Source organism: Antarctobacter heliothermus (assembly GCF_900188425.1).
Lineage (GTDB): Bacteria > Pseudomonadota > Alphaproteobacteria > Rhodobacterales > Rhodobacteraceae > Antarctobacter > Antarctobacter heliothermus.
In genome coordinates, this window is sequence record NZ_FZON01000005.1 from 1 (window position 1) to 25720 (window position 25720).

Sequence of the window (25720 nt, forward strand, 5' to 3'; positions counted from 1 at the left end):
GTGATCGCCCTTCCTGCCACACGCAAGGTCAAGAAACCCGACCGCGCCCCGAAATCACACCGCACACGGACCGCCGGTGAATATTGCGGGATGAAGGTGCTGGCGACATCGGGCATCCTGCCCGCCGCCGTGATCGCCATCGTGCTCAACCTGGTGCTGCCCGAAGAGCTGACCGACGAGTCCACCGAAGAGGTCTCTGGCGGCATGTCCGGCCACGCCAAGGGATCGCTGGTCAAGGACAATCACGTCTGAGGGTGACGTTTGAGGGCAATGTAGAAAGCGGCGTGCCGGGCACGCCGCTTTTGTTTTGGCGCGGGCTCAGGCACCGACCAGAGCACGCGCCGCGACAGTGCCGTTCTTGGCCGCCTGACCGGCCAGATAAACCTCTGCCACCGCGCGATCATCCCCCAGCATCTGCAGGATGAACAGCTCTTCGGACAGGGTTGCGGCCCGGTCCATCCTGAGCGCCGCTGCGGGCGTCGCGCCAGCATCCAGCACGACAATGTCCGCCTCTGTCCCCGGTGCCAATGTGCCGATGCGATCCTCCAGCCCCAGCGCCAGCGCATTGCCGCGTGTGATCCAGTGAAACGCCCGCAAGGGGTGCAGTTTCTGCCCCCGGAGTTGCAGCACCTTGTAGCCTTCATTCAGGGTCTGAAGCATGGAATAGCTGGTGCCCGCGCCCACGTCCGTCGCAATGGCATTGCAGATGCCGCGCCCGCGCAGGCCCGCATCATCGAACAGGCCGCTGCCCAGAAACAGGTTGGAGGTCGGGCAGAACACGGGCTTGGCGCCGGTGCCGGACAGCACGTCGATCTCACGCGGGGTCAGGTGGATGGAGTGGCCCAGAAGAGTGCGCGGCGTCAGCAGGCCATGCGCCTCGTAGACCCCCAGATAGTCCGGCGCATCGGGGTAAAGTTGCGCGGTATAGGCAATTTCATCGGCATTTTCGCTGAGATGGGTCTGGACGTGACAGTCCGGGTGTTCGGCCACCAGGGCGCCCGCCATGTCCAGTTGGGCGGGCGTCGAGGTGATGGCAAAGCGGGGGGTGATGGCGTAATGCGCACGCCCCTTGCCGTGCCATTTGGCGATCAGCGCCTTGCTGTCGTCGTAGGAGGATTGCGGCGTGTCCAGCAAACCGTCCGATGCATTCCGGTCCATCATGACCTTGCCGCCGATCATGCGCATGTTGCGCCGCGCGGCCTCTGTGAAAAACGCATCGACCGAGGTGGCGTGGACCGAACAGAAGGCCACTGCCGAGGTGGTGCCATGCCCGATCAGCAGGTCGAACAGGCTGGAGGCGATGTCTGCCGCGTGCGCCGGATCTGAAAACCGCGTCTCTTCGGGAAAGGTATAGGTGTTGAGCCAGTCCAGCAGCTGCGCTCCCCATGAGGCGATCACCTGTGCCTGTGGGAAATGGATGTGGGTGTCGATGAAACCGGGCATCAACAGGTGCGGCCTGTGGTCGATCACCGGCACGTCATGTGCCTGCGCCTGAACGCTGGCATAGGGGCCTGTGGCCTCGATCAGGCCGTCCCGGATCAGGATCGCGCCGTCCTCATGATAGGTAAAGGCATCGGTGTCGCGGTCGTCCTGCGGCTCTGCCTTGAAATCAAGGATGCGCCCGCGCAGCAGCACCCGGTTGGGGGTCTGGGTCATTTGGCATGTCCGTTTTTGGGGGGAAGGGCAGGGGAGGGCGGGCCGTGTCCGGCCCGCCCGGTTGGTCTGGGTCCGCTATTCTGCCGGGGTCGTGGCCTCATCCAGCGCGGGCTGGGGGGTGCCGTCGCGGTGGAACAGCGGGTAGACATAGAGGAAGGTCGCCGCGATCAGGTAGCCTGCGGACACGCCGCCCAAGGATGGCCAATGCAGGCTGGCACCGTGGATGATGCCGACAGAGGACATCGCCGCCGCCGCGAGGGCAAAGCCGCCCGCATTGCGGAACCGTCCGTCGATCACCGAGGCCACGATCGCACCCCAGATCAACCCGGTCAGGATCGCGCCCTGGCTGAGCGCAAGGTGGCCCTCGAAATGCGCGCCCTGTTGTAGCAGCGCGGCGGTCAGTGCCGGGTCGCCCAGTTGCGGCAGACCCTCGACGCCGCTGGCCCCCAGCGCGCCCATGAGCGAGCCCCATTTGACCATGAGAAAGGCCGAGACATGCGGCATCATCGCGATGGTCACGGCGGCCATGTGATCGGGCTTCACCGAATGGGCGGTGTTGGTCACAAGGCTGAGCGCGACAAAGACCAGCACGGGCGCGGCAGCGGCCACCGGGATCAGGTTGTTGAGGAACGCCAGCAGACCAAAAAAGGCGGCCAGCGGAATGACCGCACCGACGCCGATGATATAGCCCGCGTGTGCGCCCATGCGTTTGTAGGCCGGGTGACCGATATAGGCGGTGGTTGGAAAGGGAGAGCCAAAGACCGCGCCGATCATGGTGCCGACGCCGTCGGTGATCTGGCAGGTGGCGACCGGATAGTGATCGCCTGCCGCCTCGGCGCTTTCGACGTTGTTCATGGTTTCGATGAAATTGTAGATCTGCACCGGCACCAGCACCAGGAACAGCTCGGGGTTGGCAAACAGATGCTGGATGCCCGCGATCAGGTCGCCGACGTAGGGCAGCGGCGGGTAAAAGCCGACGCCCTCGGCGCTGATGGTGGCCTCACCCATGGCAAAGGCCACAACCGTGCCCACAATCAGCGCCAGCAGACCGGCGGGAATGTTCCACGGCAGGCGAAAGCGCCCGACAAGGCCCCAGAGAATGATGATCATGGAGGCAAAGCCGACAAACGGGTTCTCAAACACGATGGCCAGCGGCACGGTGCCGATGAACACCAACGCGATGCCGCACAGCGTGCCCAGCATGCCCGCGCGCGGTGTCACCCGTTTCAACCAAGGGCCGACGATGGCGCCCATCGCCGCCACGATGCCGCCCATGAAGCCCGCACCGATGCCCACTTGCCAGGCCAGAACGGGGTCATTTGTGCTCCAGTAGATGGGGCCGATCACGCCAAAGAGATAGACAAACATCACCGGGGTCGAGATGCCGTAAGGCAGGGCGGTCACGTCGCGGCCATGCTGTGCGGCGGCGCGTTTGGCAAGCCAGACATAGACCGCGATCCCGGCAAGGATGGCAACCGCCGCGCCCGGCACGATGCGGCCAAAGACAATCTCTGCCGGCATCTGAAAGACGAACTGGCAGATGCCCGCCAGCACCATCAGGTTGATCAGGTTGTCGGTGAACAGCGCCCAGAACGCGCTGAAGTCGCTGCGGTGAAACAGCCTGTAGGTGTAACTCCCATCCCTCATCGGGACCTCCTCTTTGTGATCCGGCACCGGGCGCGTCCCTCCTCAGGGCGTCCGGCGTCGGCGCTGTTCACTGCGCCGCGAAATGCGGTGCGGTGCCCCGTTCGGGGTGGGTTTCGGCAGGTTCACAGGTCAGCGCCGCGATCACGTCGGCCACCACAAAGGCGGCGATCACGGCTGGCCGCTTGTCGCGGCTACCGGCTGCCCCGATGGGGCAGATCAGGGGCGCGATGGACAGGCCATCGCAGTGTGTGTGGCACCAGTTGCGGAATTTCACCCGCTTGGTGGCCGATCCGATCAGCCCGACATAGGCGGCGTCGCACCGTTCCAGCGCGGCGGAGGCCAGCAGAAAGTCCAGCCCGTGATCATGGGTCAGCACGATGAAGGCGCTGCCGGCGGGGGCGGTCAGGATGTCAAATTCGGGGATCGCGCTGTGCCGGGTTTCGACGGTGGCGTCGGACTGGCTGAGTTCCTCGGCGCGTTGGTCGATCAGAATGGTGCGCACCGGCAGGTGTTGGAACTGACCTGCCAGCGCGCGCCCGACATGGCCCGCTCCAAGGATATAGACCGCCGGTTGTGCCTCTTGCGCGGTCCTGTCGGCGGCGATGGCCTTTTGCCGGTCGGTGCGGCTCATCCTCGTCAGAGTGACCTCGACCCGTCCGCCGCAGCACTGGCCGATCTCGGGGCCAAGCGGCAGGTCAAGGTGGCGCGCCATGTCCCCGCAGCGCAGCATTTGCCGCGCGGCGTCGATGGCGCGGTGTTCCAGTTGACCGCCGCCGATGGTGCCAAACAGCGCCTCGGCGGTGACGAACATCTGCGCCCCCACCTCCCGCGGGGAAGAGCCGCGCACACGCGACAGGTGCAGGCACACGACCGGGCCGGGGCGGTTGAGAAAACAGGACAGAGTTTCGCGCGCCATTGGTTCACCCCGCCTTCAGCCGTTCGACAGCTATCAGAACCCTTTCGGGCGTGGCGGGCGCGTCCAGACGCGGGCAGACGCGATAGTCGGCCACGCTGGCCACCGCCATCGACAACGCCTCGAACACCGAAATGCCCAGCATGAACGGCGGTTCACCCACCGCCTTCGACCGTTTGATTGTGCGCTCACGGTTTTCCGACCACTCCGCCAGGGCGACGTTGAAGATGCGGGGACGGTCGCTGGCCAGTGGGATCTTGTAAGTTGACGGCGCGTGCGTCCGCAGGCGGCCCTGATCGTCCCACCAAAGCTCCTCAGTCGTGAGCCAGCCCATGCCTTGCAGGAACGCGCCCTCGACCTGACCACGGTCCAGCACCGGGTTCAGCGAGCGGCCCACGTCATGCAGGATGTCGGTCCGGTCGACACGGTATTCGCCGGTCAGCGTGTCAATCGTGACCTCTGAACAGGCGGCGCCATAGGCGTAGTAGAAGAACGGCCGCCCCTTGCCCGCCGCGCGGTCCCAGTGAATGTCCGGGGTCTTGTAGAAGCCCGCCGCCGACAGATGCACCCGCGCCATATAGGCCCGGCGGATGAGGGTATCGAACGGCACCACTTCTGCACCGATCTGCACCGCGTTGGGCAGGAACCGCACCTCATCCGCCGCCACGCCCCATGTTTCGGCGGCAAAGGAAACCAGCCGCGCCTTGATCTGGTCGGCGGCATCCAGCGCCGCCATGCCGTTCAGGTCCGATCCGCTGGAGGCGGCGGTGGCAGAGGTGTTGGGGACCTTCTCAGTGGTGGTCTTGGTGATCTTGATGCGGTCGAAATCCACCTGGAAGGCATCCGCCAGAACCTGCGCGATCTTGGTGTTCAGCCCCTGACCCATCTCTGTGCCGCCGTGGTTCAGGTGGATGGAGCCGTCGTTGTAGACATGCACCAAGGCCCCGGCCTGATTGTAGTGGGTGGCGGTGAAGGAGATGCCGAACTTGACCGGCGTCAACGCAATACCGCGCCGCAGGATGCCGCCCTGCGCGTTGTGTTGCAGGATCTCGGCGCGGCGGGCCTGATACCGGGCGCTGTCTGCCAGTTCATCGACCACCCGTCCGATGATATTGTCCGTGACCTGCTGGTGATAAGGCGTCAGGTCGCGGCCCTCTGTCCCGTAGAAATTGGTTCTGCGCACCTCCAGCGGGTCTTTGCCAAGGGCGTAGGCGACCTCCTCGATCATCCGTTCGGCGGCGATGACCCCTTGCGGGCCGCCAAAGCCGCGAAAGGCGGTGTTCGACACGGTGTTGGTCTTTTGCGGGCGTGAGGTCAGCCGGACATGCGGGTAGAAATAGGCGTTGTCGGCGTGGAACAGCGCGCGGTCCGTCACCGGCCCCGACAGGTCCGAGGAATAGCCGCAGCGCGCGGCGAAATGGCCGTCGACGGCGTGGATGCGGCCATCGTCGTCAAAGGCCACATCGTAGTCGATCACAAAATCATGCCGCTTGCCGGTGGCGGTCATGTCCTGATCGCGGTCGGGGCGGATCTTGACCGGGCGGTGCAGCCGCTTGGCGGCGATGGCGGCCACGGCGGCGAACAGGTTCATCTGGCTCTCCTTGCCGCCAAACCCGCCGCCCATGCGGCGCACGTTCACCGTGACCGCGTTCAGCGGCACACCCAGCGCATGGGCGACCATGTGCTGTGCCTCGCTGGGGTGCTGGGTCGAGCAGTGGACAATCACGTCGTCGTCCTCACCCGGAATGGCAAAGGCGATATGACCCTCTAGGTACATGTGATCCTGCCCGCCCACAGTCATGCGCGCCTTGATCCGGTGCGGGGCGGTGGCCTGTCCCGCCGCCACGTCGCCGCGTTCCAGTTTCAGCGGGTCGGTGACCTGCGGCAGGCCCGCCGCCTGCGCGCTCAGCGCATCGGTGGCGTGGGGCAGGATGTCATAGCTGACATCGGCCAGTTCGGCGGCGCGGCGCGCGGCATCGCGGCTGTGGGCGATGACGGCAAAGATCGGCTGGCCGTGGTATTCGACGGTGTCGGGAAAGATCGGCTCATCATTGCGGCCCGTGGGGCTGAGGTCATTGACGCCGGGTACATCGCGCGCGGTCAGCACGTCCACAACGCCGGAGGCCTGCCGCACGCGGTCAAGGTTCATCGTGCGAATGGTGCCGTGGGTGACGGTGGCAACGCCCAGATAGGCATGCAGCGTGCCTGCGGGTTCTGCGATGTCGTCGGTGTAATCTGCGCGTCCGGTGACATGTTTGATGGCGCTGTCGTGGATCCGGTCGTGATGTACCGCGCCGGTGAGGGGGGAGAGGTCTTTCATGGCGGGGCTCCTTTATGCAACGTCTAGCCGGACGGAGGTCTGACCGTCCTGTTCAAGGAAAAACCGCCGCAGCAGGTTTCCCGCGACCAGCAGGCGATAATCGGCAGAGGCGCGCCAATCGGACAGCGGGGTGAAATCCTGGCTCAGCGCGTTGGCGGCGGCGTCAAATGCGGCCTTGGTCCAGGGCTGCCCGATCAGGGCGGCCTCGGCGGCGCGGGCGCGGCGTGGCGTGGCGGACATGCCGCCAAAGGCGACGCGCGCGTCGGTTATGATGTCCCCCGTCCGGGTGACGCTGATGCCCGCCGCGACAGAGGAAATATCCTCATCCCGGCGTTTGGAGATCTTGTAGGCGGCGTTGATCTGGCCCGGTTGTGGTCGCGGAATGCTCAGGCTTTCGACAAATTCGCCCTTGGCACGGTCTTGTTTGCCGTAGTCGATAAAGAACGCCTCTAGCGGCAGGGTGCGCTGTCCGGCGGCGTTGCGCAGGGTCAGCGTTGCGCCTAGCGCGATCAGAACGGGCGGCGTGTCCCCGATGGGAGAGCCGTTGGCGATATTGCCGCCAATCGTGCCCATATTGCGCACCTGCCACCCGGCGATGCGCGCCCAGTAGTCGTTCAGATGGGGAAACGCCGTGGCGATGGCACTCTCGGCCTCGGAATAGGTGACGCCCGCGCCAAGGGTCAGCGCCGTGTCGGTCAAGTCAATGCGCTTGAGCTCCTCCAGATGGCCGACAAACACTACCGGAGAGATGGGGCGCATGAGCTTGGTCACCCACAGGCCCACATCCGTGGCCCCGGCGACAATGGTCGCCTGCGGTGTCTCGGCCAGCACCTGTGCCAGGTCGTCCACGTCTGCGGGCAGGATGGCGCGGTCGTCATCCGGTCCGGTGACGACGCGGCCCGCCGGTTGCAGGGCGGCAAGGCGCGCGGTGATCGTGTCACGCTCACGCGTCAGGTGGTCATGGACGGGGCTGCCGTAGCTATTGACCGCCAGCGCCGCTTTTACGATCGGTTCATACCCGGTGCAGCGGCAGAGATTGCCCTGAATGGCGGTCTCTACCTCTGTGACGGTGGGCTGCGGGGTTTGCATCCAGAGCGCATAAAGCGACATCACGAAACCGGGCGTGCAAAAGCCGCATTGGCTGCCGTGATGGTCCACCATGGCCTGCTGAACCGGGTGAAGACGCCCCTCTGGCCCCGTCAGGTGTTCCACTGTGACCACATGACAGCCGTTGAGAGAGGCGAGAAACCGGATGCAGGCGTTGACGGTCTCATAGCGCAATGCGCCGTCCTGCAGACGTCCCACCAGCACGGTGCAGGCGCCGCAGTCGCCCTCGGCGCAGCCCTCCTTGGTGCCGGTCAGGCGCTGTTCGATCCGCAGGAAGTCCAGCAACGTCCGGGTTGCGGGCGCGTCGCGGGCGATGATCTCCTGTCCGTTCAGGAGAAATCGGATGTCGGTCTGCTGGTCCATCGGGGCTCCGCTCTGGCTGGGGAAGGGATGAGACAACGCTACCCCCGCTCACTGAGTCGAAAAACGGTGCGTGTTGGGAAATACTTTCAACGGATCGTTGAAAATAGTAGACTGGCCTGACCGCCTGTTTCGGGCGTCACAGGAGGGCGGGCCATGGCCTATCTTGAAAGTCTGCGGGTCTTTGTCCGGGTGGTGGAACTGGGCAGCATCACCTCTGGCGGGCGCGATCAGCGCCTGACCCCTGCCGTCGCCAGCAAGCGCATCAAGGAGTTGGAGCAGCGGTTGGGCGTTCGGCTGTTCAACCGCACCACCCGGTCGCTGACGCCGACCGAGGTGGGCAAACAGTTCTACGAAGAGGCGCGGCGCGTGCTGGAGACGGTCGATGAGGCAGAGGCCGTTGTGGCGCGGTTTTCAGAGGCACCGCGCGGCACGATCAGCCTGACCGCGCCGCTGGGCGTTGGGCGGCGCATCATCGCGCCCTTGGTGCCGGAATTTGTCGACCGGCACCCGGACATCCGCATCCGGATGCGGATGTCGGACCGCAAGGTGGATATTCTGGCAGATGGCATGGATCTGGCGCTGTTTGTCGGCACGCCGCACGATTCCAGCCTGAAACTGCGAAAGTTCGCCGATTGTGCCCGGGTACTCTGTGCCGCGCCGTCCTATCTGGAACGATACGGCGTGCCGCAATTTCCCGAGGATCTGCTGCGCGGCCACAACTGCCTGCTGCTGCGCTACCCGCGTTCACCGGAGTATTTCTGGCTGCTCGACACGCCGGACGGTCAGCGCAAGTTCGAGGTGTCGGGCAAGTATGACGCCGATGACAGCGACGTGCTGACGGGCTGGGCGCTGGCGGGGGCCGGGATCGCCAATAAGCCCCTGTTCGACGTGGCGCACCATCTGGAGTCCGGTCGGCTGGTCGAGGTGTTGCCGCAGGCACGCCCGGTGCCGTCGATCTTTGGCTGCCTCTATCCGCACCGAAAACTGCAGGACCCCAAGATCCGGCTGTTTGTGGACTTTGTCGCGGATCGCGCCGTGGCCGCCATGAAACAGGAGATGAGCTCTGCGGCCCCGGTTTGACCGCACAGATCGACGGGCAAGGGGCACGCCCCGCGACAAGGGCGTCCCCCGCGACCAACAGGCATTGCGTGCCAGACCATGCTTGCCAAAGACAGTATTTTTTTGACCAGACCACGACAGGCCCTATGTTCAAACGTTCAATTCCATTAAATGCGCCAAACGTATCGGGAGCGGTCTCTGGCAGCTCTCCTCACTTAACGTGAAAAATATATGGTGGGGGCGGATGATGGCGCGCGTCGAGAGGCGTCGGGCCAGACAGGGTGTCCCAAGGAGGACTCGAGTGCCGGAACACGGCCAGCAAATCGCCGCCCTGCCCATGCGGCGGGATGCCAAGGATGAAGTCAAAGTGCTGATGGTCACCTCGCGCGATACGGGGCGATGGGTCATGCCCAAAGGCTGGCAGATGGACGGCAAGAAACCCTGGCGTGCCGCCGAGATCGAGGCGCTGGAAGAGGCCGGGGCCAAGGGGCATATCGGCAACGAGATGATCGGCACCTATCGCTATGGCAAGGTGCTGGACGACGGTCAGGTGATCCCTTGTCTGGTCGAGGTCTATCCGATGTTCGTCGAAAAGCTGATGCGCGACTGGAAAGAGCGCAAGGAGCGCAAGCGCAAGTGGTTCGCGCCCAAGGCGGCGGCGCTGCGTGTGGATGAACCGGACCTGGCGGAACTGCTGCAAAGCCTGCACAAGAACCCGCACAAGGTGCCGGCCATCCGAAAGCTGATTGATCGCATGGCCTGAACGGCAGCCGGGGCGGGATCAATCCACCGGCAGGCCGCTTGGCACGCTGGCAGGCCGCCCCATCGGGCGTTTGTCGGCGGTTTCTCCGGTCAGGGCGTTCAGGAACGCCTCTAGCGCGTCGATGTCGCTGTCGACCATCTCGACCGGAGCGATGTCCAGATAGGCGATCTGATCGGCCAGTTCGTCGCCGAAACTCATCAGGCGAAAGTCATGGTCGTTGAGCCAGTCCACGTTGGGCAGCCGTGCCATGCCCGGTGTCCATTCCTTGCGCGCGGTGATCGGATCACACATGTGCCGGATCATGTCACGCAATTCCGGATAGGCGCCGTTGTGGCCATAGGGCGCACTGAGCGCGACGTTGCGCAGGCTGGGGGTGCGGAACTTGTACGCGTCGTCGGGGTCGCGTGTGGTTTCCATGCGGCCAAGATCCCGGGGGATGGTGTCCCCGTCAAACGGGCGGCCCGGACCGAATTGCGGCACGCCCACGGCGTGAAATGCCTGATCTGAAAACAGCGGCCCGCTGTGGCACCCGGCGCATCCCGCCTCCCCGAAAAAGAGCTGTCGCCCCTGTTCCGCCTGCGGCGACAGAGGTTCGCCCAGCGTCAGCCACTTGTCATAGGGGCTGTCATGGTTTTGCCATTCGGTGCCGATAAAGGCGGCCATGGCATTTACGATCTCGACAATGGTGATGTCCTGCGCCGTTTGCACGCCGGGAAAGGCGCGAATGAACTGTTCCTGATATTCAGGCACATCGCGGACGCGATCGGCCACCATGGCCCAGCCAAGATCGATCCGCGTCGCAAATGCCGCCGCAACCGGGTTTTCGTCCGGGGCACCCGCCATCTCTGTCGCGGAACTCATTGGAAACAGCGCCTGTGCCGCGAGAATTGAATTGAGCCCTTCGGGCGTGCGGGCCCCGGCGGGTGTCTTGAACCGGGTGCCGGTGTCATCCGCTATCTCGACCCGCCCGTCATGGAACATCTCACGCACGCCGGAGTGCCCAAGGTTCCATAATGCAGGCGCATTGCGCGGCACGCGTTCGGATATCCGGGTCAGACCGTCGCCGGGAGTGCGGTGTGCGCCAAGCCCGGCACCGCCTTCGCCAATGCCAAGGCTGACGCCATCGGCACCGTGCAAAGAGTGGTGGTGGCAGGTGGCGCAGCTGATGTTCTGATTGCCTGACAGGATCTTGTCATAAAACAGCAATTGGCCTAGCTGCGCCTGCTGCTGGTCAAAGGTCAGGTAGTCCGCTGACCGGATCGCATCGGCCTGCGCGACGACCGGAAACAACGTCAGAAGGGCTGCGGAACCGGCCCGCAAGGACCGGAGAAAGAGAGGTGTGTGAAAAATGCGAAACATGCCAAACCTGTTCTGAAATGCCGGAACTTAGCGGATAACAAAAGTGTGATCATTCTGTGGCGGCTTGGCAAGTTTTGGAAGTAAGCCGATGTTTCGCAATCTCATTTGTTCATTGCAAACAACAGGTTTCGTCTTCGGGAAATGCGTCCACGCCGCCCGGTCCCGCCAATTCGGTCGGCATTGGCGCGACTCGGCTGGCGTGGGCTCAGGTCGGGGCAAAGCTGCCGTAGCGCCCGGCATGAAACAGCAGGGGTGCTCCGTCGCGCGCCATGGCCCGTTCCACATGCGCGACGACAATCGCATGATCGCCGCCATCATGCGCAGCCACTTGTCGGCATTCGAACCGGGCAAGGCAGTCTTCGATCAGGGGCACTCCCGATGCGTTTGTCGTCCAGTCTGTTCGGTCAAACGCGTCGCCACTGCGGGCAAACCCCGTGCACAGGTCAAACTGCGCGGTCCCCATGACGTGAATGGCGAAACGATCCGCGGCCATGAAAAACGGATAACGCGACGACGACTTGGCCGGGGCCCAGAGCACAAGGGGCGGATCCAGCGAGACACTGGAAAAACTGTTGGCGGTGATGCCCAGCGGTCCAGTGGGTGTCATGCAGGTGACGACGGTCACCCCCGTTCCGAAACGGCCCAATGCATCGCGAAAAGCGCGGCTGCCGGCCTTTGCTGGATCAAAGTTTTGCGTCATCAACTCTTGCTTTCCCGGCTGTCTCTCGGTGGGCGCGCCGGCGTCTTTCTGACATTTTGGCGGGCACTTTCTTCGATGTGGGACGCGCGGTCCAGAATGTTCCGCCGATGCGGGGTTAGCGTCGGTTCTGTGTGGCCTTGCACCGTGACCCGCCACATTTTTGTCACAACTGGCCGCAATGTTGTGGTTTTTCGGCCCAATTCCCCCTCATTTCCGGGACTTCGGGAAATTGACAGTAGCGACGTTTCCGAAAATAAGATAATTCGCGAAGTGTAATAACAAGCTTGCCGACCCAAACAAGGTGAGCACAGAGGTAGAGCGGTGCAAATTATGAACGCGATTAATTTCGTGACCCGTACCCGTACGGGCGACGTTGAGCGTGGCGCAGTTGATGGGGACGGTAAAGGGTTCCTGATAGGTGCGACCGGCGGCCAGGATATTTCCCTGAACATCAGCCAGACCGACGTGCGCGGATACGACCGCGCCGCGAACGATCTGCTTATCACCCTGGCCGACGGGCGGGTGATTGTCCTTGAGGGTTACTTTGACGACGGCGGCGGGATGGCCAGCCGGTTGTTCCTCAGCTCGGACGGCGTGCTCAACGAAGTCAGTTTTGTCGAGGCCGAAGGCGGCGCGCTGTTTGCCCAGTACGGACCGACCGAAAGCTGGGGCAAATGGAGCCCGGACGACGCGCTGATCTTTATCAATGAACCGACCGTGGTCGCCGAAGCGCCCGTGGTGGTGAGTGGTGACAACGACGTCAGCATGCTGGCGGCCGGTCTTTTGGGCCTTGGCGGGATCGGTGCTGCGGGCCTTGGCGCGGCGGCGCTGGGCGGCGCGGCCCTGTTGGGCGGTGGCGTAAGCAGCGGTGGCGGCGGCGGCGGCGGTGGTGGCACTGTCGGATGGACCCCGCCGACCGTGGACGATCCCGAGGCCAGCTATGATATCGCAGGCGGCGACACGCCCAGCATTACCATCACCGGCACGGCCAACCCCGGCTCTGAGATCATGGTCACCATCGGCGGAATTACCCTGACCGGTGTCGCGGGCGATGATCGCGTCTGGGAAATTGTCTTTGAAGGCGAGAATTTCCCGCCAGACGGCATTTATCAGAATATCCCGGTGATCGTGACAGACCCCGACGGCACGGTGTCCGAGCTTTTCGGTCCGTCGTTCGAGATCGACACAACGCCGCCGCCGATCGATGTCACAGATGGCACCGTGTCCACGGGCGTCATTGTCAATGAGGACGACCAGAGCGATGGCGTCACCGTCACGGGTGAGGGAGAGCCGGGGTCAACCGTGACCATCACCGTCGATGGCACCACGCAGGTGGTCGAAGTTGGCGCCGATGGCGGGTGGTCCTTTGACTTTGACAGCACCATCTTTCCTCCGGGCACCTATACCAAGGACATCACGCTCACGGCGACGGACCGTTTCGGCAACAGCACGACCGTTGTCGATGTGGTCGAGGTGGACACCGAAAACAGCATTTCGCTGACCAATCTGCCGCTGACCGGCGATGACGTGATCGCCGAGGCCGAGGCTGCAGCAGGCTTTACCTTCACCGGGTCCACGGACGCGGGGGCGACGGTCATTGTCACGGTTGAAGGCGTGACTTACAGCGCGACCGCTGCAGCGGATGGCAGCTGGAGTGTGACGTTCAACGCGGGCGATCTGCCCGGCGGCACCTATCAGACCACGGCGCAGATTGTCTCGACCGACGCGGCGGGCAACGTCGCCACCATGAGCCACAGCTTTGACGTCGACACCGAAACCAGCGTGACCATCGAAACCGCAACCATTGGCGGCGACGGCGTGATCAACGCGGTCGAGGTTGACGGCGGTGGTGTCGTAACCGGCACCGCCGAGGGCGGCGCGACGGTTGTCGTCTCGACCAACGGCGACAGCTTCACCACCACGGCCACCGCAACCGGCGGCTGGTCGGTCGATGTTCCTTCGGTCAGCCTGCCACGCGGGACGACGTCGCTAGAGATCACGGCGGTTGCCACGGATGGGGCTGGCAACTCTGTCACCACATCGGGCAGCGTTGCAATCGACACGGAGATCGGCCTGACGATCAACACCGGCACCGTCGCGGGCGACGGTGTGATCAACGCGGTTGAGGCCGATGGGGGCGTCACCCTGACAGGCACCGCTGACGCGGGCGCAGGCGTTGTCGTGACCGCAAATGGCGCAAGCTATACAGTCACGGCGGATGCGGGCGGCGGCTGGTCCGTTGACATTCCGTCGGTCAGCCTGCCCCGAGGCACCACGACGATGGATGTGTCCGCCACGGCCACGGATGTGGCGGGGAACACGATCACCAAGACCGGGACGGTCGATATCGACACCGAAATCGGCGTGACGCTGAACACCGCCACCGTCGAAGGTGACGGCGTAATCAATGCCGCCGAAGCTGCAGATGGCACCGTCCTGACCGGCACCGCCGAGGCGGGCGCAAGCGTTGTCGTCAGCGCGAACGGCTTTGACTACACCGCTACGGCGGATGCGTCCGGCAACTGGTCGGTGGATGTCCCCGCAGGGAACCTGCCCTCTGGCACCACCTCCATGGACATCAGCGCCACGGCAACTGATGCGGCGGGCAACACCGTCACGGCGACGGGCAGCGTGGGGATCGACACCGAAATCGCGCTGACCATCGACACCTCCACTGTCGCGGTGGACGGCATCGTCAACAGCACGGAACACGCAGGCATGATCGCCTTCACCGGCACCGGAGAGCCCGGCGCCACCGTGACGCTGGAGCTGTACGGCCAGTCGGCCAGCGCGGTTGTCGGCTCCGACGGCACATGGTCCATGCCCTTCCCGGCCAGCGTCCTGCCGACCAATGCCGGCCAAGCGGACAGCATCGCGGTTCTGGCCACTGTTGTCTCGACGGATGCGGCGGGCAACATGGCCCTCGCCTCGGGCGGGTTCGAGATCGACGTCACCAACCACGTCGAGGTCTACACCTCGAACGTCGAGGGGGATGGCGTGGTCAACGCCGCCGAGCGCGCCGATGGTGTACTGCTGACCGGCTATACAGAGGCCACGACCGCAGGGTCCAGCGTGACCGTCATGGTCAATGGCACCGCCTATGACGCGACCATCAATTTCAACGGCAACTGGTCGGTTGTGATCCCGGCCTCTGAAATCCCTCAGGGCGAAACCTCGCTGGATGTCTTGGCCACCTCGATCGACGGGGCGGGCAACGTGTCCACGGCCACGGGCAGCATTGCCATCGACACCACCACCAATGTTGCCGTCATGACCGCAACGGTCGAGGGCGACGGCGTGGTCAACGCCGCCGAACGGGCCGACGGGGTGACACTGACGGGCACGGCAGAGCCGGGCAGCACCGTCATGGTGACGCTGGGCACCGTGACACATCAGGCCACGGTTGCCGCCAACGGCAGCTGGACCGCCGATTTTGCCACTGCCGAGATCCCCACCGGGGAACGGGCGTTGAACGTGACCGCCGTCTCGACCGATCCGGCTGGCAACACGGCGACAGCCAATGGCAGCATCGACGTCGATACTCTGGTGCGCAACTTTGCCATCACCTCTACCCCCGGCGGGGCGGATGCGGTGATCAACGCCGATGAGGCGGCGCAGGGCCTGACCCTGACCGGCACAACAGAGCCGGGCGGCAGCGTCACGTTGACCCTGAACGGCCATACGGTGCAGGCGACGGTGGATGCCAGCGGCACCTGGTCCGCGGCGTTCAATGCGGGGCAACTGCCGTCGGGAGAGCAGACCGTGACCCTGACCGCCGTGTCCAAGGACCCGGCCGGCAACGTCGAGACCATCACCCAGCCCGTCACCATCGACACCGATGCCGGTACGCTGACCATCAGCCCCGCCCCGGTCGAAGGCGACGATGTGGTCAACCTGGTCGAGGCGTCGGACGGCGTGACCCTGCGCGGCACATCGGATGCAGGGCAGATGGTCGACGTGACGCTGAACGGCGTGACCCATTCGGTTCTCACCGACCCCTCTGGCAATTGGTCTGTCGATTATGCCCCCGGTGAGATCGCGCCGGGCACCTATACCGCCGCCATTTCGGCCACGATCACCGACAGCGCGGGCAATACCCTGACCCGCACAGACAGCGTCCAGATCGACACCGAAGTGCAGAACTTTGCCGCCTCCGGCACGCCGGTCGAGGGCGACAATGTCATCAACGCGAATGAGGCCAGCGACGGCTTTGTCCTGACCGGCACCACAGAGCCGGGCGGCACCGTGTCCGTCACGTTCGAGGGCGTCACCCACACCGCGAGCGTCGACGCCAGCGGCAACTGGAGCGTCGGTTTCACCGCCGCCGAGATCCCCACGGGCGAAAAAGCCACATCGGCGGTGATCAACACCACGGATGCGGCGGGCAACACGGCCACGACCTCGGTTGGGTTTGCCATCGACACTGTGGTGAACACCCTGACCATGTCGGCAGACCCGGTCACGCCGGACAACGTCATCAACGCGGCAGAGGCCCGTCAGGGCGTCACCCTCACCGGCACTGTCGAAGAGGGATCGACCGTCACGGTCACCGTGGGAGGCATGGCCCATGTGGCGGCTGTCGATGCGCTGGGCCACTGGACCGTGGACATCCCGCCAAGTGCGATGCCCACCGGCACCCAATCGGCCCCGGTTCTGATCGAGGCAGTCGATCCGGCGGGTAACACCCGCGCCATCACAGAGTCGCTGAACGTCGATACAGACGCGCCCGACGCGCTGGGCTGGGTCGGGTATGGCCGCGACGGTTCTGGTGTGGATCTGATCCGCACGGAGATCACCACCGACGATGTCTTCCTCGGTCAACTCAATGACCCGTCGGGGACGCCGGATGTGACGGCGGTCAATATTGATGCCAGCACGGATATCACGGCACTGGGCCAGACCTATATCGACCTCACCGGGTCGGTTCCGGATGGCACGCACTTGGTCCTTGCTGCCACCGACGCGGCTGGCAACACCTCGGGGTCTTATCTGGTCACCGATGATCCGGCGACCAACACGGTGCTGATGTCCGACAACATTGCCGACGCGCTGTCGGATTTCCAGATCGATACCATCGACCTGCATTTCGCCGAAGACAGCAGCCTGACCATCACAGAGGCGCAGATCAAGGCGCTGTCGGACACCACTGACACTGTCACGATCCGGGGTGGATCTGACGACAGCGTGACCATCACGGGGGCGTCGGCGCAGGGAACAGAGACCGTCAATGGCGAAGGCTTCAACGTCTTTACCCTGGGCGACGCGCGCCTGTTGATCGACGACGACATCACGCAGGTCCATGGCGTCGTGTAATTGCGTACCAGTACCGTCCGCAGGCCCGGCACAGAACCGGGCCGCGGATCCCGCTACATAACGATAAATCGAGCCGAGACGGGGGCACGGATGAGCATAGGCAGGCGGAGCCTGAGCCTGATCGCCCTGGCGGTCACGCTCTCGGGCTGCATGAAGGACATGACAGCGGGGCTGCCCTTTGGCGGGCGCGCTGATCCACCGGCGGAGGAAACGGTCACGCGTGCAGCATCTGCGGCACGCCCCGATGCAGCTGTGGCCGCCCCCATCATTCATGCATTGTCTCTGCGCGGCTCTGTGGTCGAGCCGGGGACGCCCTATGCGCGGGTTGCCGATGCGGTTATCGCCTCGGACTCGCGGGTGGCAGAGGCGGAGCTGCACATCGCCCGGATGCGCGCCGAGGCGGCCAAGTACAACTGGTTGCCCAGCATCGGGCCGCGCATCTCTCTGAACTCTCTGGGGGATTTTGTTGCCGATCTGGTGATCAACCAGGTGCTGTTCGACAATGGTCGCAAGCAGGCAGAGCGCGATCTGGCGAAATCCCACGTCGAACTGGCCGCCGTCAAACTGGTCGAAGATGGCAACCGGCGCGTGAATGACGCGCTGACGCTGTATGTCCGCGCGCAGGAAAGCCGCGAACTGGATGCCCACCTGGAATTCGCGCTCAAGGACATGACCCATTTTGAATGGATCATGAATGAGCGGGTCAAAGGCGGCGTGTCCGATACATCCGATCTCAACGTGTTGCGCCAGAAACTGGCCAGCATCCGCGCGCGCCGCAGCGAAGCGCAGGAAACCGCCCGCACCGCCATGGCCGAACTGGACGCCATGGCCGCGACACCGCTGAGCGATGTTCGCGGCCTTGGTGGATTGCGCGATGCCTCGGGCGGCCCGGCGCTGGGCGTGTTGCGGGCACAGGCCGAACGGGACATCGCCGTGGCAGAGGCCCGGATCGCCCGCGCCAGCCATCTGCCCAGCCTTGTGGCCAGCGGCTCTGGCGGGCAATCGGCACTGGCGGGCAGTCTGGACATCGGGTCAGACACGCTGTTTTCGCTGGGCACCGTATCCGACCTGAAGGCGATCGAGGCCAGCAAGGACGCCGCCGCGCGCAAGATCGTCGAAGCCGAGGAAACCGCAGAGCGCGCCATCCGCAGTCAGGCCAGCCAGTTGGCGGCGTACACGCGACAGGCCAAAGAGGCCGATCTGCTGACCCGGCAGGCCAAGCAGAACCTTGATCTCTTCCAACGCCAGTACGACGGCGGCCAGCGGCAAGTCATGGATGTGGTGGGCGTGTATGAAACCTATGCCGCCGCGCTAGAGCGGGCGATTGACCTGAAATACAAGGCCGCGCGCGCGGAGCTGGAACTGGCCCGGCTGCGTGGTGCACTGGCAGAAGGGGCGCAATTGTGACCCAGGACAGCGTGCTCCAGATGGCCGGAAAAGCAGGCAAGGCGATGCTGCGGGCGGTGCCGGTCGGAACGGTCGCCAACACGGCCCGCCGCGCGCCGCGCCACACCGACCGCGCCCGCGCCCGCGCCGCGCTGATCCGCGTGCTGGCCGGACGGCTGGGTGTCGAGGCGAAACAGGCGGATATCCTTGAGGCGCTGTCGCAAAAGGCCGGAGACGGCGACAGCTATGGCACCGCTGCCTTGCAGGCAGGGCTGGAGGCGGCGGGCTTGCTGTCGCTTCGGGATGCGCCGGATACGCTGGTGCCCGGTCTTTGGCCCGCGCTGGCGTTGATGCGCAACGGGCAGGCCGTTCTTGTTCTGTCGCAAGAGGGCGGATCGCTTACGATCTACGACGAAAGCGCAGCCCACCGGCGGTCCGACGTCGGGCTGGCGGAATTCGGGTCCGTCTTTTCCGGTGAGATCCTGCGCGCCGAAGCCCCGGTTCAGGCGCTGTCGGACAGTCACGCCAGCCTTGAGGCAGAGACACATTGGTTCTGGGGCCAGTTCCTGCGGTTCCGCAAGCATTTCGCCGAGGTGGCGCTGGGCAGTTTTGTCGCCAACCTGCTGGCCGTCTCTGTCGCGCTGTTTTCATTGCAGGTCTATGACCGGGTGATCCCGCACCAATCCGAGGCAACCCTGTGGGTGCTGGCGGCGGGCGCCGGCATGGCGCTGCTGCTGGAGACGTTCCTCAAGGTCGCGCGGTCACAACTGCTGGACGGGGCCGGGCGCCAGATCGAAATGGGTGTGCAGGGGCTGTTGATGAAACGCCTGCTGGGAATGCGGTCGGACCTGCCGGGGCGGTCGCCCTCGCAGCTGTTTTCCGCCATGCGTGAATTTGGATCGGTGCGAGAGTTCTTTACCGCCTCCACCGTGGGCGCGCTGGCGGACATTCCGTTCATCTTTGTCTTTCTGCTGCTGGTCTGGTCGATCGCGGGCAGTGTCGTCTGGGTGCTGATTGCGGGCGGGCTGTTGATGGTCATTCCCGGCTTTTTCCTGCAAAAACGCATGATCCGCCTGACGCAGGAAATGCAGGGCGCCAGCGCCAAGCAATCCCGCCTGTTGCAGGAAACGGTGGTAGAGCTGGACACGATCAAGACGCAGCGCGCAGAGGATCGTTTCGCCCGCATCTGGGAGGAACTGACTGCCGTTCAGGCGCTCAAAAGCTCGGACCAGCGCAAGCTGGCGGCGTCTCTGGGCTTCTGGAGCCAGGCGATCCAGCAAGGCACCTATGTGGCCGCCGTCATCACCGGCACCTATCTGGTTTTTGCCGGGCAGTTCACCGTGGGCTCGATCATCGCCGTTGGCATCCTGTCCTCGCGGACACTGGCCCCGCTGACGCAACTGTCGGGCATTCTGGCCCGCTGGGGCAACGTCAAGGCGGCGCTGGACGGGTTGGACGCGGTGGCGCATGTGGCGCAGGACCGATCTGCGACGCGCACCTACCTGCGGCGTGAAAAGCTGAAGGGGCAGTATGAACTGCGCGACGCCACATATCGCTATGACCCCGAGGGGGCGGCGGTGCTGGACCTGTCGCAACTGGTGATCCAGCCGGGGCAGGTGGTCGCTGTTCTGGGCGCAAACGGGTCGGGCAAGTCAACGCTGCTGAAGATGCTGTCGGGTCTGTACTCGCCCGTTAGCGGAAAGCTGATGATCGACGGCACCGAAATGGCCCAGATCGACCCCAAGGATCTGCGCCGCGCCATTGGCTATCTGGGGCAGGACGTGCGCCTGTTTCAGGGCACGCTGCGCGACAACCTGAATCTCAGCCTGCTGGAACGCGACGACGACCGGCTGTTCGAGGCATTGGATTTTGCGGGCCTTGGTCAATTCGTCAAGGCGCACCCCAAGGGGCTGGACCTGGACATTCGTGACGGCGGTGAGGGCCTGTCTGTCGGACAGCGCCAATCCATCGGCTGGGCGCGGCTGTGGTTGCAGGATCCTGATATCTGCTTGCTGGATGAACCAACCGCCGCACTGGATCAGACGCTGGAAAAGACGCTGATCTCACGGCTGGAAAGCTGGCTGGACGGGCGCACGGCGGTGATTGCGACCCACCGCGTGCCGATCCTCAGCCTGGCCTCGCGCACGCTGATCCTGGCCAACGGCCGGATGGCGATCGACGGCCCGCGGGATCAGGTGCTGGATCATCTGCGCACAACCCAGACCGGAGTGGCATGATGGCGACCACAACCACCAACCTGTCAGCGCAACTGGCGCGGAACCTAAAGGGGCCATCTCTGACGATCTGGCTGTGCGCGCTGACAGTCTGGGCGTTTATCCTTTGGGCCAGCTTTGCCTGGCTGGATGAGATCGTGCGCGCCGACGGAGAGATCATCTCTTCCTCACGTCCGCAGATCATCCAGAACCTTGAGGGTGGTATCCTGTCGGAATTGCTTGTGAAGGAAGGCGACGAGGTGCTGCGCGGCGATGTACTGGCGCGGCTTTACGGCACGCAGTTCCGGTCGTCTGTCGATGACCTGCGCGACCAGATCACCGCGCTGGAGGTGCGTCGCCTGCGGCTGGAGGCAGAGCTACAGGGGGCATCCGTGGTCGAGGTGCCGCCGGAGGTCGCGGCGCGCTCTCCGGCGCTGGTGGCCTCTGAGCAGGCGTTGCTGGCGGCGCGTCAGTCGGACTATCTGAAACGGCGCGAGGGCACGAAACGGGTGCTGGAACAGGCCGCGTCCGAGCGCAAGCTGATGGAGGATCTGCTGGACAAGAAAGTGGTCGCGCTAATCGAGGTCACACGCGCCCGCCGGTCCCATGCGGATGCTCAAAAAGCTTATGATGAGATTATCACCCAGACGGAACTTGTCCGGGCCGAGGAGTATTCCGAAACGCTCAAGGAACTGGCGACGCTGCAACAGAACCTGAAGGCCTCGCAGGATCAGCTGAACCGGACGGTGCTGATGTCGCCGATGCACGGGGTGGTGAACAAGCTGTCGGTGACGACAATCGGCGGCGTGGTGCGACCGGGTGAAGAGATCATGCAGATCATCCCGGTGGATGAGGAGTTGTTTGTCGAGGCCAAGGTCCGCCCGCAGGACATCGCCAACATCCGTCCGGGGCAGGAGGCGACGATCAAGCTGACGGCCTATGACTATACGATTTATGGCACGCTCAAGGGGCGGGTTCATGTGATCTCTGCCGATACCTTCAAGGATGAGCGGCGACCGGAGTCAGAGCCGCATTACAAGGTGACGGTGGGGGTGGACATGTCGTCCATGACGGACTGGCAGGTCAGCATGGAAATCCGTCCCGGCATGCAGGCGCAGGCCGAATTGCACACCGGCGAAAAGACCGTTTTGCAGTACCTGCTGAAGCCGCTCTACAAATCGCGCGAGGCGTTCCGGGAACCCTGATCCAATTGGGCCGCCTGCGGCGGCGCTGGTTGTCTCGGGCTTTGCCTATGGCAAAATCCTCGGGGTTTTGAGTATTTTTGCCAAGAAGAAGCCCGGGCGGGCCCACGCGCCTAGCTGTTGGTGTCCATCCAGATCGTGACAGGCCCGTCATTGGTGAGGCTGACCGCCATATCGGCGCCAAAACGGCCCGTTGCCACGGGGATGCCCTGCTGCTGAAGCGCACTGGCGAAGTATTCGTACAGGCGTTCGCCCTCATCCGGCGGGGCGGCGGCGGAAAAGCCAGGGCGGTTGCCACGGGAGGTGTCGGCGGCCAAGGTGAACTGGCTGACCACAAGGGCCGCGCCGTGGATGTCGAGGACCGAGCGGTTCATCCGCCCCTCGTCGTCCTTGAAGATCCGGAGCCTGGCGATTTTGGCGGCGAGTTTGTCAGCTTCGGCCTTTGTGTCGCCCTGCATGGCGCAGATCAGCACCAGCAGGCCGGGGCCAATCTCACCAATCGTTGCGCCGCCAACCTCCACCCGCGCCTGTGAGGCACGTTGGATCAAGGCTCTCACAGTTCGTGTTCCCACGGCGGGTTTGCACCTGCGCGGCTGACGGTCACGGCAGCCGAGCGGACGCCCAGTTCTGCCGCGCTGCCCAGGTTTTCCGCCGGTGCTGTTGCCAGTGCTTTTCGGGACAGCAGCCCTGCCTTGTGCAACCCGGCCAGAAAGCCCGCGTTGAAAGTATCTCCAGCGCCGACAGTATCGACCACGGTGACCCGCCGCGCAGGCACGCGGTGCGTGCCCTTGGCTGTCATCACATCGACACCCTCTGCGCCCAGCGTCACCAGCACCACAGAGGTATCGCCCTGCAACAAGGACGCCGGATCCGTTCCCAGCCAGTCCATGTCCTCGTCCGAGATCTTGACGATATCGGCGCGCGCCAGCATGGCTGCGAGCCTTGCGCGGTAGGACGCCTCATTGGTGATAAACCCGGGGCGGATGTTGGGGTCGATCATGACCACGCGGTCGCCCGCACGGGAACACAGCGCGGCATAGCTGTTTGCCTGCGGTTCCGAGACAAGGCTGATGCCGCCGAAAAACAGCGCCTCGGTCGTGTCGTCCAGTGAGGGCAGCTCTGGTTCGGACAGCATCCGTCCGGCGGTGTTCTCATCGTAAAAGGCATAGCGCGCCTGTCCGTCCGTCAACGTGACAAAGGCCAGCGTGCTGGGCCGTCCGGAGCGCGGACAGAGGCTGTAATCGACCTTTGAGGCCGTCAGGGCCTCGGCCAGCATTTGTCCGAACAGGTCGTTCGACAACCCGCCAAGATAGCCCGAAGGCGCCCCGAGCCGACCCAGTGCGATGGCCGTGTTGAACACCGCGCCGCCTGCGTAGGGGGCAAAGGCTGGCTCCCCCGCGTCGGTCTGGCGTGGCAGCATGTCGATCAGCGCTTCGCCGCAGCAGAGGATCATGGCGTGTCTCCTTCGTGAAGATGTTTGCGCTAACTATCCCGAAACCGCCCCTTGGTCAAAGCCCGTGACGCGTTGCCAAACACAGAAATGCATCGGACCACCACTATGCCACCGCGATGTTTGGGCCCGGGACCACACCTGACCCGGTCAAGATCATTGGTTGACTGCGATCAGGTAGCCCACGCCAGCCGCAACGATCAGCCCAAGAATCACCGCAATGGTGATTTTCCACGCCGACCAGGGGCGTTCCCCCTGCACCCGGCCGGTCCGTCCGTTGACCACAAAGCGAAAGCTCTTGCCGCGGTATTTGTAGGCGGCCATCCAGACCGGCAGCAGAACATGTTTGAAAGTGATGTCACGCATGTCCGTATCGACGTGATGTACGCGCTGACGATCGCCGCCGATGTCGAATTTCACGTCCCGCTGGATTTGCCGGTCCATCTTTTCCTTGGCCTCGACAAAGCCTGCGTCAAGATCGACCTGATAGCCCTCGGCCCGGAACCCGGCGAGGTATTCCGGCCGGTAGGGTTCCATGGCCGCCAGATCCCAGGGTTCCAGCGCGTCGGTAAACCGTTTGGGCAACGCCTTGGAGGCCAGAACAAGCACGTCGTCGAAAAAGCGCCGGACCCGTCCCGAAACACGCGTCCAACGGATCTTTTGCACCCGCTGGGTTTCTGTCTTGCCGTCACGCACAACCTGTCGGGTCTCATAGTAGACGGTGCCGCGCTCGCCTTGGTAATCCGATGAGGTATCTGCGTCGAAGGTCCAGTAGGGCACATAGATGCCCGTCAGTTTGCGGCCTTTGCGGGCGTATTCCTGCAACCCGTTGGGTGCGAACCAGAGCTTGCCGAGCCAGCCGGTCATTGCCTCGCGCGCCGCTGCTTCGTCCAGTGCGAAGGGCAACAGGCCGCGCGGTTTGATATGGCGGTGGGTGCCGGTATCCGTGACGACCGGGGTGGCGCAGAACGGGCATTCGGCGGCGTGGACATCCGGGTCGAATTCGACCTGTGCGGCGCAATTGGGGCAAGTGGAGACGCGGGTTTCCTCCATCTCCTGCAGGGGCAGCAGATCGGCCATGGCCGCCTGGAAATCCAGTTCCCGGATGCCGCCGCCGCCCCAAGGACCGGCGGCGTCCGCGATCTCGGCTGTGTTGCCGCAATGCTCGCAGACCAGCTTGCCGTCGTCGGGATCAAAACGGAAATCCGAACCGCACTGGTCACAGGGAAAGCGGTGTTCATCCGTCGGATCCTTTGGCGAGGAAGGCGGCGGGGCGGGATTGGGTGGCGGCGGGGGAAGATCACTCATATCGGAAATAGACATCAATCTGTGGAGTTTGGCTGCATCTTTGCGCGGATCGTGGCCGAGGGAAAGGAAAAATAGTCGGGCTTCGGGCCGGATACAGGGGGGCTGCGCCACGCCCCTTGGCGGATTGGCATGCGGGCGCTAGCCTGTGTCCGGAGCAATGTGGAGGCGGTGGATGAAGCGGGTTCTGGCCCTTGGCCTGACAATTGCGGCGGGGCATGCCGTGGCTGATCCTGTCATCTATGGCTTTGAGTGGGCGGGCGGTGGCGGCTATGCGATCAAGGGGGCGTTGCAGTATGATGACGCGACCTACACCGGGCGATATGTGCGCGAGCAGGACCTGAGCTGTTTTGTGATCGAGGGCAGCAAAGACGGTGAGGATGTGGGGCGCTGGGCGTTGACCATGCTGAATGAGCAGACGTCGTGGCGGCTGCATTTTGATCCCGTAACGGGCCGCTTTCTGGTGGAGGGCGAGGGCGTCTGGATGCCTCAGGCTTGGAATATGGATGGGGATGGGATCGACTGCGGGACGGGTGGATTTGGCTTTAACATCGGCAATGCGGCGCAGGATATCTGTGTCGACAATCAGCTGATTTTTGAAAGCCAGGTGACCCCCGAAGAGCCGTTTCCGGCGGTTCGATTGGATGATTTTGAGTTCCCGCGTGATGCCTGCATCGCGCCGCCTTTGTTGGGATGGGTGCGGACGGAAAACTGATCTGTCCACGCGTGGACAGAGGGGCGGCTTAGGAATTCCAATGGGTTATAGAGGCGTTTTTACGTCTCGTTAAGAAACGGGTGGCGCGACAGCGGCCTGTGCAGACAGGTTTTTCGTGGCGTCATGGGTCAACTTTTTGCATTTCGTGATGCAATTCGGGGCCAGACCCTATGAACGGGCCCACCAGCCAAAGCAGCACGACGAGGCGCAGCTCACGCAGGTTTTTTCGGGAGCCACCTTGACGGTTCT

17 protein-coding genes and 1 pseudogene are annotated in these 25720 nt (G+C 64.0%); 8 read left to right on the forward strand and 10 right to left on the reverse strand.

The genetic code is table 11. The annotated features are described in order from the left end of the window. Positions 1-252, forward strand: a pseudogene (locus tag CHB90_RS26930) (hypothetical protein); the annotation flags it as partial. A 66-nt stretch (positions 253-318) separates the two neighbouring features. Here CHB90_RS26930 and guaD read toward each other — a convergent pair. The 5 genes from guaD to xdhA all read right to left on the reverse strand — a co-directional run bounded on the left by guaD (position 319) and on the right by xdhA (position 8006). Then, positions 319-1656, reverse strand: coding sequence for a guanine deaminase (guaD, locus tag CHB90_RS03830; protein WP_089276539.1), 1338 nt, complete (start codon positions 1654-1656; stop codon positions 319-321). A 75-nt stretch (positions 1657-1731) separates the two neighbouring features. Continuing rightward, the gene (locus tag CHB90_RS03835) at positions 1732-3303 is read right to left on the reverse strand and encodes a xanthine/uracil/vitamin C permease (RefSeq protein WP_089276540.1); all 1572 of its coding nucleotides are present in this window, start codon (positions 3301-3303) and stop codon (positions 1732-1734) included. A 67-nt stretch (positions 3304-3370) separates the two neighbouring features. Next, entirely contained in the window at positions 3371-4219 is an 849-nt protein-coding gene (gene xdhC / locus CHB90_RS03840) for a xanthine dehydrogenase accessory protein XdhC (protein WP_089276541.1), read from the reverse strand. Positions 4220-4223: 4 nt separating this feature from the next. Further along, positions 4224-6536 (reverse strand): xanthine dehydrogenase molybdopterin binding subunit, encoded by a 2313-nt coding sequence (gene xdhB / locus CHB90_RS03845; RefSeq protein WP_089276542.1) that lies wholly within the window; start codon positions 6534-6536, stop codon positions 4224-4226. Between the two features lie 12 nt (positions 6537-6548). Continuing rightward, the gene (gene xdhA / locus CHB90_RS03850; protein ID WP_089276543.1) at positions 6549-8006 is read right to left on the reverse strand and encodes a xanthine dehydrogenase small subunit; all 1458 of its coding nucleotides are present in this window, start codon (positions 8004-8006) and stop codon (positions 6549-6551) included. Positions 8007-8159: 153 nt separating this feature from the next. On the opposite strand from xdhA, the gene CHB90_RS03855 reads away from it, so the two are divergent. Then, positions 8160-9086: a LysR family transcriptional regulator gene (locus tag CHB90_RS03855; protein ID WP_089276544.1), complete on the forward strand. Its 927-nt coding sequence runs from the start codon at positions 8160-8162 to the stop codon at positions 9084-9086. A gap of 280 nt (positions 9087-9366) precedes the next feature. Continuing rightward, positions 9367-9828: an NUDIX hydrolase gene (locus CHB90_RS03860; RefSeq protein ID WP_089276545.1), complete on the forward strand. Its 462-nt coding sequence runs from the start codon at positions 9367-9369 to the stop codon at positions 9826-9828. Positions 9829-9846: 18 nt separating this feature from the next. Here the strand turns inward: CHB90_RS03860 and CHB90_RS03865 are convergent, their stop codons facing one another. Both CHB90_RS03865 and CHB90_RS03870 read right to left on the reverse strand, forming a co-directional pair. Next, the gene (locus tag CHB90_RS03865; protein WP_089276546.1) at positions 9847-11187 is read right to left on the reverse strand and encodes a cytochrome-c peroxidase; all 1341 of its coding nucleotides are present in this window, start codon (positions 11185-11187) and stop codon (positions 9847-9849) included. Positions 11188-11392: 205 nt separating this feature from the next. Continuing rightward, positions 11393-11887: a flavin reductase family protein gene (locus CHB90_RS03870; RefSeq protein ID WP_089276547.1), complete on the reverse strand. Its 495-nt coding sequence runs from the start codon at positions 11885-11887 to the stop codon at positions 11393-11395. Positions 11888-12217: 330 nt separating this feature from the next. Here CHB90_RS03870 and CHB90_RS03875 point away from each other — a divergent pair, with 330 nt between their 5' ends. The 4 genes from CHB90_RS03875 to CHB90_RS03890 all read left to right on the forward strand — a co-directional run bounded on the left by CHB90_RS03875 (position 12218) and on the right by CHB90_RS03890 (position 22004). Continuing rightward, positions 12218-17200 (forward strand): Ig-like domain-containing protein, encoded by a 4983-nt coding sequence (locus CHB90_RS03875; RefSeq protein WP_089276548.1) that lies wholly within the window; start codon positions 12218-12220, stop codon positions 17198-17200. A gap of 90 nt (positions 17201-17290) precedes the next feature. Beyond that, positions 17291-18607 carry a TolC family protein gene (locus tag CHB90_RS03880; RefSeq protein ID WP_245823157.1) on the forward strand — a complete coding sequence of 439 codons (1317 nt, stop codon included), beginning with the start codon at positions 17291-17293 and terminating at the stop codon, positions 18605-18607. A gap of 44 nt (positions 18608-18651) precedes the next feature. Then, entirely contained in the window at positions 18652-20823 is a 2172-nt protein-coding gene (locus CHB90_RS03885; protein ID WP_425426587.1) for an ATP-binding cassette domain-containing protein, read from the forward strand. Then, positions 20820-22004 carry an HlyD family type I secretion periplasmic adaptor subunit gene (locus CHB90_RS03890; RefSeq protein ID WP_089276549.1) on the forward strand — a complete coding sequence of 395 codons (1185 nt, stop codon included), beginning with the start codon at positions 20820-20822 and terminating at the stop codon, positions 22002-22004. The genes CHB90_RS03885 and CHB90_RS03890 overlap by 4 nt, the downstream gene beginning before the upstream one ends. A gap of 110 nt (positions 22005-22114) precedes the next feature. Here the strand turns inward: CHB90_RS03890 and dtd are convergent, their stop codons facing one another. The 3 genes from dtd to CHB90_RS03905 form a co-directional block, all read right to left on the reverse strand. Next, complete coding sequence (gene dtd, locus CHB90_RS03895) at positions 22115-22558, reverse strand: D-aminoacyl-tRNA deacylase (RefSeq protein ID WP_089276550.1); 444 nt, start codon at positions 22556-22558, stop codon at positions 22115-22117. Then, positions 22555-23454: a carbohydrate kinase family protein gene (locus CHB90_RS03900; RefSeq protein WP_089276551.1), complete on the reverse strand. Its 900-nt coding sequence runs from the start codon at positions 23452-23454 to the stop codon at positions 22555-22557. Before CHB90_RS03900 ends, dtd begins: the two co-directional genes overlap by 4 nt. A 153-nt stretch (positions 23455-23607) precedes the next feature. Next, positions 23608-24759 (reverse strand): TFIIB-type zinc finger domain-containing protein, encoded by a 1152-nt coding sequence (locus tag CHB90_RS03905; protein WP_089276552.1) that lies wholly within the window; start codon positions 24757-24759, stop codon positions 23608-23610. A gap of 172 nt (positions 24760-24931) precedes the next feature. On the opposite strand from CHB90_RS03905, the gene CHB90_RS03910 reads away from it, so the two are divergent. After that, positions 24932-25471 carry a hypothetical protein gene (locus tag CHB90_RS03910; RefSeq protein ID WP_089276553.1) on the forward strand — a complete coding sequence of 180 codons (540 nt, stop codon included), beginning with the start codon at positions 24932-24934 and terminating at the stop codon, positions 25469-25471. The last annotated feature ends 249 nt before the right edge of the window (positions 25472-25720 follow it).

Coding starts and splice junctions, on each gene's coding strand:
- CHB90_RS03865 (WP_089276546.1), bottom strand. CDS start 11,187: ATGTTTCGCATTTTTCACACACCTCTCTTTCTCCGGTCCTTGCGGGCC.
- CHB90_RS03880 (WP_245823157.1), top strand. CDS start 17,291: ATGAGCATAGGCAGGCGGAGCCTGAGCCTGATCGCCCTGGCGGTCACG.
- CHB90_RS03875 (WP_089276548.1), top strand. CDS start 12,218: ATGAACGCGATTAATTTCGTGACCCGTACCCGTACGGGCGACGTTGAG.
- CHB90_RS03900 (WP_089276551.1), bottom strand. CDS start 23,454: ATGATCCTCTGCTGCGGCGAAGCGCTGATCGACATGCTGCCACGCCAG.
- CHB90_RS03905 (WP_089276552.1), bottom strand. CDS start 24,759: ATGAGTGATCTTCCCCCGCCGCCACCCAATCCCGCCCCGCCGCCTTCC.
- xdhB (WP_089276542.1), bottom strand. CDS start 6,536: ATGAAAGACCTCTCCCCCCTCACCGGCGCGGTACATCACGACCGGATC.
- xdhA (WP_089276543.1), bottom strand. CDS start 8,006: ATGGACCAGCAGACCGACATCCGATTTCTCCTGAACGGACAGGAGATC.
- CHB90_RS03855 (WP_089276544.1), top strand. CDS start 8,160: ATGGCCTATCTTGAAAGTCTGCGGGTCTTTGTCCGGGTGGTGGAACTG.
- CHB90_RS03835 (WP_089276540.1), bottom strand. CDS start 3,303: ATGAGGGATGGGAGTTACACCTACAGGCTGTTTCACCGCAGCGACTTC.
- CHB90_RS03910 (WP_089276553.1), top strand. CDS start 24,932: ATGAAGCGGGTTCTGGCCCTTGGCCTGACAATTGCGGCGGGGCATGCC.
- CHB90_RS03890 (WP_089276549.1), top strand. CDS start 20,820: ATGATGGCGACCACAACCACCAACCTGTCAGCGCAACTGGCGCGGAAC.
- xdhC (WP_089276541.1), bottom strand. CDS start 4,219: ATGGCGCGCGAAACTCTGTCCTGTTTTCTCAACCGCCCCGGCCCGGTC.
- CHB90_RS03870 (WP_089276547.1), bottom strand. CDS start 11,887: ATGACGCAAAACTTTGATCCAGCAAAGGCCGGCAGCCGCGCTTTTCGC.
- guaD (WP_089276539.1), bottom strand. CDS start 1,656: ATGACCCAGACCCCCAACCGGGTGCTGCTGCGCGGGCGCATCCTTGAT.
- CHB90_RS03885 (WP_425426587.1), top strand. CDS start 18,652: ATGCTGCGGGCGGTGCCGGTCGGAACGGTCGCCAACACGGCCCGCCGC.